The sequence below is a fragment of the Halovivax limisalsi genome, from assembly GCF_023093535.1.
GTDB classification, from domain to species: domain Archaea; phylum Halobacteriota; class Halobacteria; order Halobacteriales; family Natrialbaceae; genus Halovivax; species Halovivax limisalsi.
This window is the reverse complement of record NZ_CP095757.1, coordinates 518740-537519: the sequence shown is the minus strand read 5'-3', so window position 1 is coordinate 537519 and position 18780 is coordinate 518740. Positions and strand designations below refer to the sequence as shown.

Sequence of the window (18780 nt, the reverse complement as noted above, 5' to 3'; positions counted from 1 at the left end):
GCCGGGACGGCCCCGGTACGTGTTTCGCAGACGGCCGTCAGGCGCGATTCCGGCGGCGGGACAGGAGGGAGACCCAGAGCAGCGCGAGGATGGCGGCGGCCGCACCGAACCCGGGGATCGGAGACCCGCCGTCATCGTCGTCGCCATCGCCGGGCGTTTCATCGTCTGCGTCGCCGTCGTCCGGCGGCTCATCCGCGGCTTCCCGGACGACCAGAGTGGTGCTCGCGGCGGCGGTTTCGCCGTCGGCGGCGGTGACCGCGAGTTCGACGTCGACGGTTCCGGCGACGTCGAAGGTCTCGGAGACCGTCTCGCCCGCGTACGATCGCCCGTCGATGATCCACTCGAACGCGACGAGCTCGCCGGCAGCGTACGAAGAGTTGCCGGCCGAGAACGTCACGGACTCGCCGACGGTCGCCGGGTCGGGATCGATCTGGATCGCGGCCGTCGGCGGGGTGTCACCCGACGACTGGTCGTCCTCGTCGTCATCGTCACCAGTATCTCCGTCGTCTCCGTCGCCATCGTCTCCGTCGTCATCACCGCTATCGCCGTCGTCATCCTCATCGTCACCGTCATCGTCGTCAGCCTCGGTGACTGGCACGGTCACCGTCGTCTCGTCGCTGGATCCGTCGTCGTCCGTCACGGAGAGCGTCACCGCGTGCGTGCCGGCCGCGTCGAACGCGGTGGTCGCGGTGGCGCCGACCGCGTCGATCCTGCCGTCCCCGTCGAAGTCCCACTCGTGGGCCGCGATGGAGCCGTCCGGGTCGCTCGAGTGAGACGCGTCGAAGGTGACCTCCTCGCCGACGGTCGGGTCGGACGGGGCGTAGTCGACGGCGGCGACCGGCGGTCGATTCGTCGCCGCGGATTCGATCTCCAGGTACTCGATCCCGTTGACGGCGAGGACCTGTCGGGAGCTGACGGCCGCCGCGTGCGCCGTCGCCGCACCGCCTTCGTCTTCGACGTCGGCGGTGATCTCGTAGGAGATCGCGTGGACGCCGGCCGCGTCGGCCGGGACGTCGATCGAGAGGCGGGCGTCGGTGCCGCCGGTTTCGAGGGCGACGGCCGTGCTGGCGTTCGCGATCGCCTCGCCGGACTCGTCGACGAGCGTCCCGGTCACCGTCGCGAGGACGTCCCGCGACGGCGCGAGTTCGAGTTCGAGGTCCACCGTCTCCCCGCCCCGGTACTCGTCCGCACCGAATCGGGCGCCGGTCACCCGGGCCCCGTAGCCGTCGACGTCGAACGGGTACGAGCGGGTCTCGTTCTCGAAGGCGTAGTGGACGTAGTAGGTGCCCGTCCGCGACGGGGGCACCTCGAATTCGAACGTTTCGTCGACGCCATCCGTGACGTTCGCGCTCCAGGAGTTCCAGGGTGCGGCGAGAACCAGCTCGCCCGACGCGCGCGGTTCGACCGTGACGGTGACCGACTCGCCCGGTTCGTACCGGTCCGCGTCGGTGTACAGCGTCACGTTCCCCGTCCGCTCGTGTGCGTACCGGCCGTCGATGTGCAGCGACCGCCCGTCCGCGTGGTAGACCCCGAAGAAGATCTTCTCGTCGGTGCCCTCGGTGATCGGCACGTCGACGGTGACCGTCTCGGACGCCCCGCCGCCGAGCGAGAGGTCGGTGCGCTCGTCGAATCCGTTGAACTGCGTCCGCGCGAACAGGTCGATGGTCGTCGGGCGCTCGTTCGTGATCGAAAGCGTCAGCGTGGCGTTCTCGCCCACCTCGTAGGCCGGCCGGTCGAGGGTGGCGCTGACGCTCACGTTCGCCCCTGCGACGTCGAACGTCGTCTCGCCCGTCGCGAGGAGCGCGCCGCCGTCGTCGGCGAGTTCGTACGACGCGTCGTAGGCACCCGCCTCGACGTCGTCGGCGATCGGGACGTCGACGCGCAGTGTCCGGCGCTCGCCCGGGGCCAACCAGGCGGCGTCGCGCTGGACCGCGCCACCCTCGGACATCCCGGTGGCGCTGACGGCCAGGGCGACTCGCCCCTCGGCGTCACCCGCGTTGTACACCGTGTAGTTCCACGTCGCCAGCTCGCCGAGTTCGAACGTCTCCCGGCCGGGCGTGGCCTCGAGTTCGAACTGCGGGCCTCGAACCTCGAACGGTTCGGCTACCCGCGCGAGGATGTCGTCGCCCGCCGTCGCCTCGATGGAGACGTCGTACGCGCCTGGCCGGACGCTGGCCGGAATCGGGACGGTCACGGTCACGCTGTCGGTCTCGCCGGCGGCCACGTCGAAGCCGCGCTCGGCGCTCGACACCGTCGTGTCGGCGACGATCGTCCCGTTCAGGTCGTTCGACCCGACGTTCTCGACGGCGAGATCCATCTCGAGGGTGCCGTCGGTGGCGTTCGCCGGCACGTCGGCCGAAAGGACGAGCTGGTCGCGGTCGCGCACCTCGACAGTCGCGTCGCCGGTTTCGAACGGGGTCTCGTACGCGAGGGTGTGCGTGCCCGCTTCGAGGTCGAACGCGACCGATCCGTTCGCGTTCGCGCCCGCGGCGACGTACACCGTCTCGCGTCCCGTCTCGTTGCCCACCGCGAATTCCACGTCAAACGTCGCGTCGAGTTCGCCGGTGTTCTCGACGGTGTAGGGGACGACGATCGTTCCCGGGGCGTAAACGGCCGCGGGTGAGACGGTCGTCGCGGCGGACTCGCCGACCGTCACCGTCTCGGTGAGCGTCGCCTCGACGTCGCCGGAGACGACGATCGTGAACGTGGTATCGTCGGCGATCGCCGTCTCGTCGGTCACCCGGGTTCGCTCGCCGGGTTCGAGCGTCACCGTTTCGATCGTCCCGACGTCGGGATCGACCGCGACGGTGAGATCGACCGGGACGTCGCCGTCGTTCTCGAGTTGCGCCCCGACGGGGAACGGTTCGAGACCCACTACCTCGGGCGCGACGGCCGTCGCGTCCACCGACGGCTCGGCCACCGCGACCTCGTCGTCGATCCTGACGTCCCCGGCGGTCGCGGCGAGCGTGAACGGCCCGTCTGCGACCGTGGTCAGCGCGTAGTCGTGACGCTCGTCGGCGCCGAGGGTGACGGTCGCCTCGTGGATCGGCGTCCCGTTTTTCTCGATCGCGAGATCGTACGTCTCGCTCGCGGCGCCGTCGTTGGTGAGCGCGCCCTCGATCCGAACGGTGTCGCCCGTCGCGTACCGTCTCGCGTCGGTGGCCATCGTGAGGGACGTCTCGCCGTCGAGGACGTAGAACGGCGCGTTCGAGGACGCGACCGTCTGGTTGGTCGCCGCGTCGAGCGTGGCGGAGAGGACCCGTTTGCCCTCGCCCTCGAGCTGCGACGCCGGGACCTCGACGTCGACCGTCACCGTTTCGCCCGCGGCGACGTCGATCGATTCCGTCGTCGCCCAGACCACGCGCGAGGCGTTCTCGTCGGACTCGAAGACGAGCGGATTGTGGTCGCCCGCGAAGAGGGATCCGGAGACGGTGTACGGCGTGTTCGTGTCGCCGATCCCGTCGGCGTCGGCGTCCGACCCGTCGTACGTCGCCCAGTAGTTGCCGCCGTAGAACGGCCCGCCGACGACGTTTTCGGCCGATTCGCCGGTGGGCGTCTTCGTCACGTTCCACCGGTTCTCCGACGGGGCGTCACCCCAGTACCCCGCGTGCTCCTCGGCCTCGGCGTCGGCCGCCGGGTTGTCGAAGTAGTTGTCGTAGAGGAGGTTGTCGAACGACTCCGCCTCGAGATACGCGCCGTGGACGGCGTTGTCCGTCACGTAATTCCGGGTAAACAGGTTGTTTCGGGCGTGGGTGAAGTGGACGCCGTAGCGGTCGTTTTCGCCGAACGTACTGTTCGTGACGTTGTTGTGCGACCCTTGCACGGCGAGTCCGGCTTCGCCGTTGGCGGTCGCCGTAAGGTTCGAGAGAGTAGTGTATCCGGCATTGTAGATGTGGAAGCCGGATTCGCCGTTGGCGTCGGCCGTACTGTCCGATATCACGTTGTCGTCCTCCGTTATTCGAATCCCGTACTCGTCGTTGTTGGACGACGTGACGTTCCTGAATTCGTTTCCGCTCGCACTGACGTAGATGCCGCGAGCGTTGTACGCTGACGTTACGTTAGTCAGGAGATTCCCCGTCGCGGACCCGAAGTAGATGCCAGTTGCGTCGCTGTGATTCGAGACGGTGACGTTGGTGACCGTACTGGCGGTGACGTCGGTGTTGAGGTAGATCCCGTAGTGGCCGTTTCCGTCGACCGTCACGTCGGACAGTTCGGTCGCATCGGCCGCGTAGAGGTAGATCCCGTCCCCGGCGTTGCCGGAGACGTTCGCGTCGCGGATCGTCGTTCCGCTCGATTCGCTGACGGAGATCCCACCGTCGTATATACTGGTCCCCGTGTCCGCGACGGTCGCGTTCGAGATCGTCGTGTTCGTCGACCCGCTCACCTCGATCCCGTTGTTCCGCCACGAGGAGACGACGGCGTTGCGCACCGTCGTCTCGCTCGAGAAGAGGACGGCCGCCTGCGCCGGGGCGTCGACGGTGACGTTACTCGAGTTGACGATCCACGTCTGCCGCCCCGGGACGTCGATATCGACGTCGTGTTCGTCGAAGAGGTACGTCAGCGGCTCGCCCCGGACCGCGTTGCTCTCGTCGATGTCGTGGTCGTAATCGGTCGGTCCCGGGTTCGAGTACGAACCGAAGTCGAAGGCGAGTCCGGCGTGTGCCAGCGTGTTGTTCCGCATCGTCACCGGGTCGCTATCGGACAACTGGACGTCGACGGTATCGCCGGCGAGCACGTTGTCGGTCAGGACCGTCCCGCCCGCGTAGCTGTCGACGACGATGCCTGTCGCACTCTCGCGCACGACGTTGCCGGAGGCGGTCCCGTCGGGCGACTGAATGCGGATCGCGTACTCGCCGGCGCCGGTGACCTCGTTGTCCGCGACGAGGCCGCCCGTGATGCCCGTATTGATCCCGATTTCGGCACCGCTCACGTTGTTTCTCGCGACGGTGGAGTGGTCACCGTTCGCGCGGATCCCCGTTCCGGCCGCGACGAACGCGCGACTGTCGGCGATCGTCGAGTCCGCGGTTCGCACGAAGATGCCGGTCCCGTCGCTCCCGGTGGTCGTCACGTTCTGGACCGTGACGTTCGATGCGCTCCAGGAGGCCTCGACGTCGATGCCGCGATCGTACCCCCGGACGGTGCTATCGCGGATCTCGCTGTTCGAGGTTCGATCGAAGGACACCCCGGTCCCGTATCCGCCGAACGAACCACGTTCGTCCAGGGCGAGGTCAGCGACGGTCACGGACTCGCCGCCGACGATATCCACGTCCCGATCGCCCGATCTCGTCTCAGTGCCGGCGGTGACGTTTCGGACGGAGAACCCGCCGACGTTTCGCGCGTAGATGCTGCCGCGACGGTTCGCCGAGAACCTGCTGTCCGTCACGGAGGTTTCGTTCGCGTACGTCGCCGGACCGGACTGCGAAGCCCCGAGCACGGCGAGCCCGTACGCGTTTCCGTTCGACGTCACATTCGAGACCGTCGTCCCGTCGGAGTGGGCGACGAACACGCCGAAGTAGGCGTCAGCCGAGGCGTTCAGGTCGCGTAGTTCGACGCCCTCTGACAGGACGGCCGCGGCGGTTCCGTCGCCCGTGACCGTCACGTCAGTCGCGTTGAGCAGCCACGCCGCGCCGCCGTCGAGGACGATCTGTCCGCCGGTCTGATCGACCAGATACTGGAACGGACCGCCGTCGACGGCGTTGCTCCCGTCGATGTCGTGCTCGTAGTAGCGTCGATCCGGCACCGATCCCGGCTCGTACGGCGGGACGCCGTCCTGATGGCCGTTGATGTGGATGCCGTTCGAGACGAGGTCGTTGCTCCGAAGCGTCGCGTTCACGGTCCGGTCGAGGAGGATACCGAATCCGTCGCTGCGCTCGATCGCGTTGTCCGCGAGCGTCGCGTTCGCGGCGGTGACGCGGATCCCGTGATCCTCGACCTCGCGGATCGTGTTGTTCGCGATCGTCGCGTTCGGGGCGTGGACGAGGATCGCTTCCCGGTCCGTGCCGACGAGCGTGTTGTTCTCGACGACCGTGTCCGTCGACCCCGCTTCGATCGTGATGCCGTCCGCGTCGTTACCGTACGTATCCGTCTGGTAGAACGCGTTGTCGGCGATCGTGTTTCGCACCGATCGCGTCCCGGGCTCGTTGCCGTACGAACTCGAGACGAGTTCGACGCCGCCCGTCTTTCCGAAGGTGTTGGCCCTAAGGACGTTGTCGCTCGCGTTTTCGAGCGAGATCGTGTACTGCGCATCGAGATCCCCGAACGCGTTCCCCGCGACGAGGTTGCCGTTCGAGTGGCTGAGGTCGACGCCGCTACCGTCTTCGAACGCGTTCCCCTCGATGCGGACGCCGGTCGACGCGTTGACCGATAGCGGCTCTCGAATCGTACTGTTCGTGATCGCGACGCCGTCGACGGCCTCGAGGATGACGTCGAACCGCACGTTCTCGATCGTGGCGTTCTCGACGACCACGTCGTTCGCCGCGACGTACAGCCCCCGCTCGCTCGTCGGCGTTTCCGAGTCCGCGCCGACGTCGCGAACGGTCGAGTCCCGAATGGACACCGTCGCGCCCGGGAGCGCGGTGAACGAGTACTCGGTCGGATTCCACCCCTCGTCGTGACTCGTGATGGTCGATCCGTCGAACGCGTCGAGCGTCCCGCCGTCGCGGACTTCGACGCCGAACTCGCCCTCGCTGGCGACGTCGAATCGCAGCGTGGCGTTCCGCATCGTCACCGACCCGTTGGCGTCGATCACCAGCGACTCGTTGAGCACGATCACTTCGTCCTCCCAGACGACGTCGTCGGTGATCGTCCCCGGCACGTCGACCCAGCGCGCGACCGAGCTATCGAGTTCCGTCGCCGTCGGGCCGTCACTGCCAGTTGCGGCGACGCTGTCGCCTCCGTCCGAAGCGGAGGTGACGGCTCCCGTCGCGATCGAATACATCCCGGACGTCGCTATGGTCTGCTCGACCCACGACGTCCCGTCGACCCACGACGACCGGACGCCGTCGAGGCGTGCACTGTCATCGATCGCACGCTCCGTCGAATCCGCCTCCGGCGCGCTCGCGGCGATTCCGTCCGCAGCCTCGCTCGCGTCCGACCCCTCGCTCACCGACGGATCCGCGATCTCGAGGCGGAGTCGACCGTCCGCGATCGCAGCGCCGTTGTTCGCGATATCGGCGGAGACCGTGACGGTGTCGCCGGTCCCGTAGACGTCCGCGTCGGTCCCGGCGGTCGCGTCGGCGTCGAGTCCGTCGACCGCCACGACGTCGATCGTCTCGAAGGAGGCGCCCGTGGTCCCGTCGGTGCACGACGAGGTGACGAAGTATCCGCCGCTGACCGCCTGATCGGGGATCCGGACCGTCGTCGTCGCGGTCTCCCCGGCCAGAACCGTGTCGGCCAGTTGCCCCTCGTCGAGTCGGATTCCTTGCGGGCCGATCAACTCGAACGCGCACGCGGCGTCGGTGTCGACGCCGCCGCGATTCCCGACGACGATTTCGACGTCGGTTCCGGCCGCGGCCGTCTCGTCGACGCGATCGAACACCAGCTCGGAGTCGGGGACGACGAACGAGTACGTCTCCGTCAGGTTCGACCCGTCGACGAGCGTCACCGCCACGTCGTGCTCGCCTGCCTGAATGTCGGCGGGCAGCGGAACGACCACGGTCACGTACTCGCGGTCGCCGGGGGCCAGTTCGACCGTCCGAACGGTCTCGAAGTCGGCCGCGGGTGCGGTGACGACCGCGTCGAAGGCGGTTTCGAACCGGCCGCGGTTCGAGATCGTCGCGTTCAGTGCCGCGCTCTCGCGCTGGCGATAGCGGGCTCGATCGAAGTCGGCGTCGACGGCGTGGTCGTTCTCGAGCGACCAGCGACGCTCGAATCGGCTGGCGCCGGCGTCGAGCACGTACAGCAACGTGTGCGTCCCGAACGAGAGGTCGTCCACGTCGACCTGGAACGCGACCGTCTTCGTCTCGTTGCGACCGACGTCGCTCGTCGCCGCGTCGGACCAGACCACCGTTCCCGCCGGATCGACCAGCGAGACGTCGACGAGGGCGTCGTCGAACGGCGCCGTGTCCACGTTTTCGACGGTGAACGCGAGATCGCTCGACGCGCCGATCGTCTCGGGAATCGACGCGTCGAACGCCAGGCCGAGGGGAACGTCGAACCCGGTCGTCTGGAAGCCGATCTTCTCGCCCCGGGCGTCGAGGACCTCGGTGACGACCGAGTACCGCCCGTCGACGGTCGGGGACGGGAGCGCGTAGGCGTAGGAGAGCGTCGTCGACCCGTCGACGGAGCGCACCGTCTCGTTCCGGAAGTGGAGCGACCGATCGGCCGCGACGATCCTGGTCACGACGGTGGCGTTCTCGACGCCGGTGCCCGAGAGTTCCACGTCGACGGGGACCGTCTGCCCGCCGGTGTACGTCTCGGCGCCCGCGGACATGGTCACGGCCACCGACGGTTCGAACGTGTAGAATCCGCGGCTCGCTCGACCGACGAGGTCCAGTTCGCCGTTTCGTTCCTCGGCGTACTCGAGCCAGAGGCGATCGCGCCCGTCCGCGTTGACGACCGGTATCTCGACGGTGAACGTCGCCTCGTCGTTACCGCCGCCGTTCGGCCCGAGCTGGAGTTGCCTGGTGAGGTTGCTCGTCTCGCCGGGGTGTGTGCCGCCCGATCCGTAGACGGACGCGTTACCGTATCGCGCGTTGTGCGGGAAACTCCACCACAGCGTGACGTTTTCCTCTCGGTCTCCGCGGTTGTGCGCCGTGATCGTAAACGCCGCGTTCGATCCGAGCGCGTACCGCTCCGCGTCGCTGTTGATCGAGACGGAGACGTTACTGTCGCTCGCGCGCCAGCCGTCGTCGCCGTCCTCGTACCGCGTGATCGCGAGGCTGTCGCGTTCGACGACACGTTGAACCGGCCCGTGCGCGTCGGTCTCGAAGACGTACTCGAGGTCCCAGATACCGTACTGTGCGTCCGTCGGAATCGTCAGCGCGGCGCTCAGGTTCGCCGTCGACAGCGCCGCGACGGGGTCGGTCACCGTGACCGAGTCGACGATATCGCCGTCCGGATCGCGCACCCTGATATCGGTGCGCTCGACGGCGAGATCGACGTAGCTCGTCGCCTCGACGTGCAGGTCGACGTCCTCGCCGCGATTGTACGTCGGTATGTCGTCGTGCGATCGCGCCCAGCGGATCGTATCCCTGAGGATCCGCTCGTCGGCGCTACTGGCAGCATGGTGTCCGTACGCCCAGTCGGAGTAGGCGGTCGTCGCGATCACCTGGCCGGCACCCCGGTCGTAGGCGAGCATCGCCGGCTGGGCGTTCTTCGTGCGCGTCAGGAGGATCTCGGCGTTCGAGGGGTAGTCGGTGAAGTAGCCGTCGACGTTCAGCGAACTCTCCCCGCCGACCGCCTCGGAGGCGAACGCCGGGCAGGTCGCGTCGATCCCGACGGAGTCGAACTGACAGCTCTGATCTTCGAGCCACCCGTACGCGGCGAGGTCTCCGGGAACCGGACCCCAGTGGTAGCCCCGCTGCTGGGGCATGACCAGGAGCGATCCGCCGCCGTCGACGTACGCCTCGAGTTTCGCTTCGAAGGTATCGAGCGCCGTCAACCCGGTGAGCGACCCGCTCGGGAGGATCAACAGGTCGTACGCCGCGAGTTCCTCGGCCGGCACCGTCCAGGACACCGAGTCGTACGGCAACTCCTGGTCGGCGAGGAAGTCGCCGAACTCGTCGGCGAATCCCCGATCGAGCATCGCGATCGAGCCGTCGTCGTAGCCGTACGCGGGGATCGATGCGTCGTCGGTTCGCGCGGCGTAGCGTCGCACGGAGACGTCGTGGTTGTCGTCGGGGTGGTCGCCGCCCGGCGGTCGCGCGCTGGGCCCGTCGCCCAGCGGCGGCTCGTCGTCGTCTTCGTTGCAGCTATCGCACTCATCGACGCAGGAACACTCCGAATCGGCGATGTCGATCCTGACGAACAGCGTCACGCCCGCGCCGGCGCCGGCGGTGACTCCGGTCTTCGCGGAGCCGGCACCGCCGCTGTAGCCGCCGGAGCGGGTATCGCCGCAGGCGAACGCGCCGACTTCGACGCCGGCCGCCGCTTCGAGCTGGCCCGCGATACCGCCGCAGACGATCGTCATGCCGGGGAGCGATTCCCCGCACGTCGGGCCGCCGATCACGAGCGGCATCGCGCCGATCTCCGCTTTGATCGCGCTCAGTTCGACGTTCAGGCCGTAGGTGGTGATGGTGCCGCTGATCGAACACCCCTGCCCGGTGTCTCCGTTACTGAGCGACCCGCTCATGTCACCCTTGCTCGCGATCGAGATCACGCCCAGTTTGCCCGGCGACACGCCGCCGAGCGTGACGCCGCCGTCCCACGTGGCGAAGCCGAACGGATCGGTGTAGGTAGCCGGGTTGTTGTCGGCGTAGACGTACTGGTTGACCCCGGCGACCGTCCCCGCCGGGTCGCCGCGCGTGAACCGTCCGACCTCCGGGTCGTGGTAGCGCTGGCGGTTGTAGTAGAGGTTCACCGCCGAATCGAACGGCCTGGCGGCGAATCTGTAGGGGTTCGCGACGGACTCTTCGGCGTGCCGGACGGCCCCGAACGCCTCGTACCGGTACCGGTTCGCGACGCCGCCGGCGGCGTCGGTCACCGCTCGCACGTCGTTTCGCGCGTCGATGTGGTAGAAGTACGCCTCGTCGCTGTCTTCGTCGTAGCGTGCGATCGGCGTGTCGAGGCCGGCCCCCTGGAGGTAGCCGCGGTCGAGGGCGCCGTCCTCGCCGTACTCGCCGAGCAGCTGGAAGTCGCTGTAGCTGTAGAAGGTGGTCCCGTTGCTCGTCGTTTTACTCGCCCGCTCGCCGTCGGGCAGGTACGTGTACGAGACCGTCTCGCCGTCCGGTAGCAGGACCCGCTCGAGCTGGCCACCCTGACCGTACTCGTACTCGGTGCGCGCGGTGGTCCCGTCCGCTCGCTCGACGGTTTTGACCGCGAGGCTGCCGTTCGCGTCGTACTCGTACGCGGTGTCGCCGGCCTGCAACAGTGTGCCGTCGGCGTCGTAGTCGTAGTCCGTCGTTTCCGTCCCGTTGACGGTCTTCGAGAGTCGGTTGCCGATGGCGTCGTAGGCGTACTCGACGGTCTCGCCCGAGGGGTACGTCGCGACCACCAGGCGATCGAGCGCGTCGTACTCGAACTGCGTGGTCGATCCGGAGGCGTCGGTCACGGTCTCGAGGTTGCCGAGGAGGTCGTAGCCGTACGATTCGTCGAGCACCGTCCCGCCGGACGCGTCGACCGCGCGGAGCGACGCGACGTTCCCGCCCTCGTCGTACGTGTACGTCGTCGTGACGCCGTTCGAGGCGGTCGTCTGCGTCACCCGATCCATCGCGTCGTAGGCGTACTCGAGCCAGGAGCCGTCCACCCCTGTCGCCCGACTGACGCGGTCGGAGGCGTCGTACTCGAACGTGTAGTTGCCGCCGCCGGTCGCGATCGCCACGAGGTTCCCGCGTTCGTCGTACGCGTAGTCGAGATCGGACGTGAACGGCCCGTAATCGATCGTTTCGGACGCCAATCGTCCGCGGGCGTTCAACCGACGGACGAGGTCGTGTTCGTCGGAACGGTACGTGACGACGTCGCCGTCGATCTCGATATCGTATCTCGACTGCCCCACGTTGGACCCGATCGTCGAGAGGGTCGACGAGGTTCCGCTCTCGCCGACGGAGCGGACGATGCCGGTCTGCGTTCCCCGTTCGTCGTAGACGTACTCGAGGACGTTCCCCGCCGGATCGGTGACGTTCAGCAGCGCGTCGCGATCGTCGTAGGTGTACTCGTAGGCGTCCCCCCGCGGGGTCGTCTCCGTCAGAAGTCGACCCACGGCGTCGAACTCGTAGGTCGTCACGGCGCCCGTCGGCTCCGTCACGCCGGTGAGGAATCCGCGGTGGTCGTACGCGTACGTCGTCCGGTGGCCGGCGGGATCGGTCGCCGCCACGCGATCGCCCGTCGCGTCGTACTCGAACGTTCGCTGGGCGCCCGCGGGGTTCGTCACCGCGACGAGGTTTCCGCGATCGTCATATTCGTACGCGGTCGTCCGGCCGGCGGCGTCTGTTTCGCTCGTACGGACTGACAGGTACCGGTCGGTCGTCTCCGTGACGAACCACTCGTAGCCGACCGTCCCGTCGGGCCCGCTTCGCTCGAGCAGGTTTCCGTGCGCGTCGTAGACGAACTCGTACGAGCCGCTCGCGTTCTCCGCCCCGACGAGGTTCAGCTCGTCGTCCCAGGCCCACTCGGCCGTCTCGTCGTCCCACGCCATCGACGCGGGATTGCCGGCCTCGTTCAGCACCACCGTCGTCTCGGTCCCGGTGATGCCGTCGACGTAGGAGACGGAGTCGTTCGCGTAATCGTACGCGAACGTGACGCCGGAGCGCGCACACTGCACCTCGGTCAGACCGGTGCCGACGCGACGGACGCGATCGGAACCCGACTCGTAGTCGACGGTCGTCAGCATGCCCGTCGGGCGCGAGATCTTCCGGAGTTTGTGGTTCTCGAAGTACTCGTAGGTCGTCTCGCCCGACGCGCCGGTAACCGAGACGAGATCCCCGACGTCGTAGTCGTACTGTATGGTTCGACCGAGCGGATCCTCGACCGTCTCGATCCATCCGTCGGCGTCGTACGAGATCGACAGCGCCTGCCCGGCGTCGTCGACGATCCTCGTGAGCGCGCCGTCGGTGTACTCGAGCGTGACGCCGGTTCCGTTCCGATCGGCGGTCCACCGGAGGACGCCCCCCTCGTCGAATCCGAACGTCCGCCCGTCGCTCCATCGAAGCTCGTAGCCGTCGTCGGTCGCGACGAGGCGCGCGTCGAGACCGGCGGGCGTATCGAAGCCGTCGACGGCCGACTGGAAGACGTGTTCCGATCCGTCGCCGTCGACGAAGCGTACGCCGTCGACGAGGACGTCGAGGCGGGCGGCGTACTCGTGCGTCCACCCGAACCCGAGCGGACCGGGTTCGTGACTCGCGCGACTGTTGTACGACCGCGTAAACTCGATGGGGCCGGCGCGAGCGCCGACCGACGCGTCCGTACTCGACCGATAGAGGTTGCCGTTCGCGAGATTGACGCCGTTTCGGTACGTGTACCACGACTCGTAGCCGGTGGTTCCACGATCGGGCACGGCGAAGTCGTCCACCTCGTCGGGCGTCTTCTCACCGAGTTCGGTCGTCGAGGCCGACTCCTCCGACCGATCGCTCGTCGGATCCCCGTTCTCGGCGGCGATTCCGTTTGGCCCGACGCCGACGGGCGTCCCGTCGATCGACGCGGAAGACTCGACCGTCGCCCCGACGGGTACAACCACCACCGAAAGTATCATCAGTACCGAAAAGACGATCGCCGCCGTCCGGTCGCGAGTCGAACCCGTCCGATCGGCGGCACTCACTGGCACTCCCCACAGTTAGTAATTTCCAATAGTAACTTAGTATCGATGGCCCACCCATTATAAGGGGTGTTGGAATTCATGGCCGTACCAGCGCAGGTATCAACGATAAACATATCGATTCGGGCCACTTATTAACTTCGCTAGGTGATGTCGACAAAATCGTAATGAGACGGGCTCACTGGCGCGACGAGACGGACTAACTGGTGCTACGGGACGCACTCACTCGTGCTACGGGACGGACTACCGGTGCACCGGGACGCACTCACTCGTGCTACGGGACGGACTACCGGTGCACCGGGACGCACTCACTCGTGCTACGGGACGGACTACCGGTGCACCGGGACGCGTTCACTCGACGTTCCGTCGATCCGCTGGAACGACAGGCACAACTTAATATTACTCGGCGAATGGAGGACGTGTGATGGGCCGAAACGTGGGTCGTCGGTCGATGCTTCGGACCGGCGGGTGCGTGCTGGCCGCGGCCGTAGCCGGCTGTCTCGCCGACGTCAGACCGACCCGACCGACGGAAACGCCCGCCGATCCGCCGACGGGTCGGAACCCGGACAGTCCAGACGCCGGTCGAACGGATCGGTCGCCGTCCGGACCGTCGCCGGAGGTTCCGGCGGACGATTCGGAGACGGCTGTCGACCCGACGGCCGCCGAATCACTCCTGCTACCCGCCGTCGACGTCGCCGGGTCGCCCGGCGGCCTCGTCGATATCACCCCGAAGAACGTCGTCGTTCTCCTCGATTTTTTCGCGACGTGGTGTCCGCCGTGTACGCCGGAGATGGCGAACCTCCGTCGCGTTCGCGATCGCTTCGATCGCGATTCGGTGTTCGTCGTCTCGATCACGCAGGAACGCGACGAACCGGCGATCGAAGATTTCTGGCGCGAACACGACGCGACCTGGCCGGTGGTGATGGACCCCGACTTGCGCGCGACGCTGGCGTTCGGCGCGACGACGATTCCCACGGTCGTTCTCCTCGAACCCGACGGAGGCGAAGCGACCCGCCACACCGGGCTCGTCGGCGAGTCCACGTTGACCGGGGAAATCGAATCGATCCTCGGCGGGGACGGATCGTGACTCGATGACGACGGTAACCCCAGCGGTCCTCTGGTTCGCGTTTTCGGCGGGGGCCGCGACCTTCTTCGCCCCGTGTTCGTACCCGCTGCTTCCGGGATACGTCGCGTACTACGTCGGTGACGCCGACGGTGCCGAGCGGTCCGTCGGCCGACGCCTTCGTCGGGCGGCGGTCGTCGGGATATCGGTGAGCGTCGGATTGGCGCTCGTGTTCGTCTGTCTCGGCGCCGCGATACTGACGGCTGGCGGTCGGCTCACGGAACACGCGGTGACGATCGAACTCGTCGTCGGAAGCGTCGTGATCGTCCTCGGCCTCCGGATGGCCGCTGGTGGATCGGGAAGTGCGTTCACCTCGACGAGCCCGTTCACCCCGCCGTCGATTCAGCTCCCCGCACGCCGTCGGTCGATCGTGGGGTACGTCCTCTTCGGCGTCGTCTACGGCGCCGCGGCGGCCGGATGCACCGTCCCGCTGCTGATCGGACTGAGTGGGTTCGCGCTTCGAACCGGCTCGATCGGGGCCATCGCCGTGATCGGAACCTACGTGGGCGGATTGTGTGCCCTCATGATTACCATCACGCTGCTGGCCGCCCTCGGTCGCATCGCGATCCTCCGGCGGATTTCCCGCCAGACCGGCCGGATTCGGCGCGCGTCCGGACTCCTGTTGATCGGTGCGGGAGCGGCCCAGCTCTACCTTTTTTTCTTCCGATACGATGGAGCCGCAGCGCTCGGACTCGGATGAGACGTCCTCACCGGGTTTTGACGACGGGCCACCTCCGAACGGACCGACGGCCACCTTCGAACGGACGGGTCTACGGATTCGTCGACAATACACCACTGCCAGCGTTGCTCCCGCCAGCACCGTCGAGCGATCGCCTGACCGTCGGGCGACCGCGACGAATTCGATACCCGCACTGTTTATAATCCATCCGCGACGTGTTGATTCCATGATGACGTACGCACTGGCGATCGACGGGACGCCGGAGACGGTACCCGGCGGGACGGGATTGTTACTCTTACACCCGAGTATCGGCGAAACCGACCGTATCGATACGGACTTTCTGAAAACCGACACCGACCGATTTCTCGTCGTCTCGACCCGGACGACCGCACGCGAGGTGAGTCAGAAGCTAGAGCACTACGACGTCGACGAATCCTGTGCGGACATCCTCGACACGCTCAGCATCGAACGCGGCTACTCGCGCCGGTCGAAGGATCACGTCTCGTACGTCTCGGCGCCGGACCACGTCGACGGAATCGTCGCCGGCGTCGAGGACTTCCTCGAACGAACCGACGGAAAACGCCGGATCAGTTTCGATTCGTTGACCGAACTCGCCTACTACGCGGGCGAGGACGAGGCGCTGAGCGCTGCCGATCGGATCCTCGAACTGCTCGACGAACACGACGCGATCGGGCTCTTTCACCTCTCGACCGAGGTCCACGACCAGGCGGTCCTCGACGAGTTCGCGACGCGCTTCGACGGCGTCATCGAACTCTCGCCGGACGGCACGGTCGACGCCGAGTTCTGACACCGGCGGCCGTTCCCGTTCGAGTCGGATTCGCGGCGGGAGGGTCAGAATTTCACCGGTCCCGGGTTCTGGGTCGTACAGCGACGCGATGTCGGTACACCTCGGTCGTCGCGGCGGATCTGTCATTCCCGGGCCGTCGCGGCAGACATATCACTTCGGGCCGCCGCGGCGGATCTGTCACTCCGGCCGCCGCGGCGGACCTGTTACTCTCGGGCCTCGCGGCGGACTCGTCACTCTTCGGTCGTCGCTGCGGACTCCTCACCGACGGTTCGGCCGATGCGGTCGGCCCATCGACAGGCGAAGTCGGCACCGTGTTCCCGATACGCGGCGGTGTCGAGGGCGTCGAACGGCGCCGGCAGGTCGAGGCCGTGTTTGATCGCCGCGCAGGCCAGTTCCGTCGCGTCGGGGAACGACGTCTCGCGCCGCGCAACGGCGCCCGGCAGGTCACCGATCCGCCCGTCGAGTTGGCGCCCCGCGTCGCGCCAGCTCGCGGCCAGTTCCGGGTGGTTCTCGTCCCAGGATTCGAACGCCGGACGCGTCCGGAGGCCGACCCAGCCGTCGTACAGCGCGGCGGCGACCTGGTACGTTTCGGCCGGAGCGAGCCCGAGACTGTCGTGGAGGGTCCGATACCGGTCCTCGAAGAAGCCGATGAAGTGTTCGGGGACGTCGAGTGAAAGTTCGACGCACGCCTCGGCGAGCAGAAAGTCGACGAAGTCGGCCGGCGAGCCCTCGAGTCGCGGTTTGACCAGGACGACCGGCGGCTCGGTCTGGCGCGTCCAGACGACGCTGCCGTCGCCCGGCATGCCGATCGTGAACGTCCCGGAGACGTACTGTTCGAGCAGTTGCGGGGCGTCCGGTGGCAGCCACGCCACGGGGTAGGTGTGCGGATCGAGCCGGTCGACGAGCAGACCCAGATCCTCCGCCGCGGCCGGCGGGACGGTCTCGAAGTCGCGGTCGGCGTCGAGGACGAGCGCGTCGGGTGCGTAGGACTCGCGAACCGCCTCGACGCGCCCCGTGAGGGAGCGTTCGGAGAACATCAGACCAGTGCGAGCTGTACGACGAGGACGAGCGAGACCACGACGGCGACGCTCACCGTCGAGAGGACGATTTTCGTGGCGGTGCTCATACGATAGCGTGACGGATCCGCGCGCATAAATCCATTCAATTGCGGCCGATCGACAGTCGCGCCCGATCGGTCACCCCCAATCGCGGCCGATGGCCCCATTCAATCGAGTGCAGTTGTCCCAGTCGTTCGATCCCGGGATCGGAGTCCGAGCGACTCCTCGTTCGGCGATATATTCGGTCGGTTACCCGCAATCGAACTAACGAGCCCGGCCGACGTGAGAGAACCGACGTCTCTCCGCCGACGAATCGGATCTCCTGAACCGCTACCCCTTCGTTTCCTCTGGAACATCGTTCCACGACGCCCGTACGCTCGAATGTAAGTGATGCGTTGGCCCGTCGTGTCGGCGGTTCCAGTTGAAATGGAGGGGTTTCGGGAGGCCGCCCCGTCGCCGTCCGTTCTAGAATATCAGTTAGTGAGTTCGAGAGTGACGGCGCTCGACGACGTGAGTTTCGGTCCCAATGGGGTCGCGTTCAGAATAGAACGACTCGATCACTCGTCACTGTGCCAGGAATCGGGGACGTTGATGACGTAGCGACCGTCCTCCTGGAGGGAGACGATGTGCTCCTCGCGATCGTACAGTTCCATGAGGTTGAGTTCGTACTGGCCCGGACTGACGATCTTGATACTCTCGAACTGGTCGTTGAGTTCCTCGCGAAGCTGTTCGATCGAAGGTTGGTCGGGCGACGGTTCGCTGACGACGCGCCCGGATCCCGGCGGATCAGCTGGTTCCACCTCGTCGCCGGCGGCTGCGTCCGAATGGCCTCGATCGTCGCGGGACTGGGGATCGTCGGTCGAATGTACGTCGGCGGATCGGGTCGGGAGTTCATCAGGCGAGACGACGTCGGACCGTGCGCTCGCCTGCGCGGTGTCCTCGTCACCGTCCACCCACTCGAACTCGTCCGCCATCGCATCGTCGCGGTCGCTCGCGGACTCGTCGGCTCGACGTGACGAGTCGACGGCTGGGTGTGCCGAATCGTCGGCACGATCGGTCGGGTCGACGTCCCGTTCGGCGGGGCGACGCGCCGTCGCCGGCCACTCGCGAGCATCTGAAGTCGCAGACGCCTCCGGTTCGGCGGCCGAACCCGGTCCGGCCGTCTCGCTCGATTCGGCGTCCTCGCTCGAATCGGCTCTGTTCGCGGGTGCGAACTGGAACTTGTTCCCCCCGCAATCGGGACACCCCGAGAGCATCTCCTTCGAGCCGTCGGGAAAGCGTCGGTCGCAGGTCGTACACTGGTGGGGCATCCTACTTGCGAGAGACGAGTGCGCTGATGAGCGTCTCGTCCTTGTGGAGCGTCTCGATCTGGTTGGCCGGACCGATGACGGTGAGTTTGGCCGCCGGTTGCTCGTTCCCGACGAGTCGGCTGATGAACGAGGCGTCGCGCGACTCCGACCGGGGATAGGTCTCGATCTCGATCCCGTTGAACTCGTCGGGGCTGATCTCCGCCATCGTCACCTCGATGAGCTTGCTCTCCTCGTCGGGTGAGAGTCCTTCTTCGAGGATGACGATGTTGCCGTCGTGGACGCCGTCTAAGATCAGCCGGATCTTCTCCATGCTCGTCAGGCCCTCCATGCGCTCGCCGCTGACGAGGTCGATCTGCACGCCGTCGCCGTTATCGGGTTGTTTCGCCTGTGGCAT

At 67.1% G+C, this 18780-nt stretch carries 7 protein-coding genes; 3 read left to right on the top strand and 4 right to left on the bottom strand.

Annotation, left to right across the window (positions count from 1 at the left end; all coding sequences use genetic code 11):
- Positions 1 to 37: 37 nt before the first annotated feature.
- Positions 38 to 13330 (bottom strand): NosD domain-containing protein, encoded by a 13293-nt coding sequence (locus MXA07_RS02335; protein ID WP_247730448.1) that lies wholly within the window; start codon positions 13328 to 13330, stop codon positions 38 to 40.
- A gap of 502 nt (positions 13331 to 13832) precedes the next feature.
- On the opposite strand from MXA07_RS02335, the gene MXA07_RS02330 reads away from it, so the two are divergent.
- The 3 genes from MXA07_RS02330 (at position 13833) to MXA07_RS02320 (ending at position 16018) form a co-directional block, all read left to right on the top strand.
- Positions 13833 to 14495, top strand: coding sequence for a TlpA family protein disulfide reductase (locus MXA07_RS02330; RefSeq protein ID WP_247730447.1), 663 nt, complete (start codon positions 13833 to 13835; stop codon positions 14493 to 14495).
- 4 nt (positions 14496 to 14499) lie between these two features.
- The gene (locus tag MXA07_RS02325) at positions 14500 to 15231 is read left to right on the top strand and encodes a cytochrome c biogenesis CcdA family protein (RefSeq protein WP_247730446.1); all 732 of its coding nucleotides are present in this window, start codon (positions 14500 to 14502) and stop codon (positions 15229 to 15231) included.
- Between the two features lie 208 nt (positions 15232 to 15439).
- Positions 15440 to 16018, top strand: a complete 579-nt coding sequence (locus MXA07_RS02320) for a DUF7090 family protein (RefSeq protein WP_247731692.1) — start codon at positions 15440 to 15442, stop codon at positions 16016 to 16018.
- A 230-nt stretch (positions 16019 to 16248) separates the two neighbouring features.
- Here MXA07_RS02320 and MXA07_RS02315 read toward each other — a convergent pair whose 3' ends face one another.
- The 3 genes from MXA07_RS02315 to MXA07_RS02305 all read right to left on the bottom strand — a co-directional run bounded on the left by MXA07_RS02315 (position 16249) and on the right by MXA07_RS02305 (position 18780).
- Positions 16249 to 17055, bottom strand: a complete 807-nt coding sequence (locus MXA07_RS02315; protein WP_247730445.1) for a DUF7089 family protein — start codon at positions 17053 to 17055, stop codon at positions 16249 to 16251.
- A 578-nt stretch (positions 17056 to 17633) separates the two neighbouring features.
- Positions 17634 to 18386, bottom strand: a complete 753-nt coding sequence (locus MXA07_RS02310; protein WP_247730444.1) for a Zn-ribbon domain-containing protein — start codon at positions 18384 to 18386, stop codon at positions 17634 to 17636.
- Position 18387: 1 nt separating this feature from the next.
- Positions 18388 to 18780, bottom strand: a complete 393-nt coding sequence (locus MXA07_RS02305; protein ID WP_247730443.1) for a DUF2073 domain-containing protein — start codon at positions 18778 to 18780, stop codon at positions 18388 to 18390.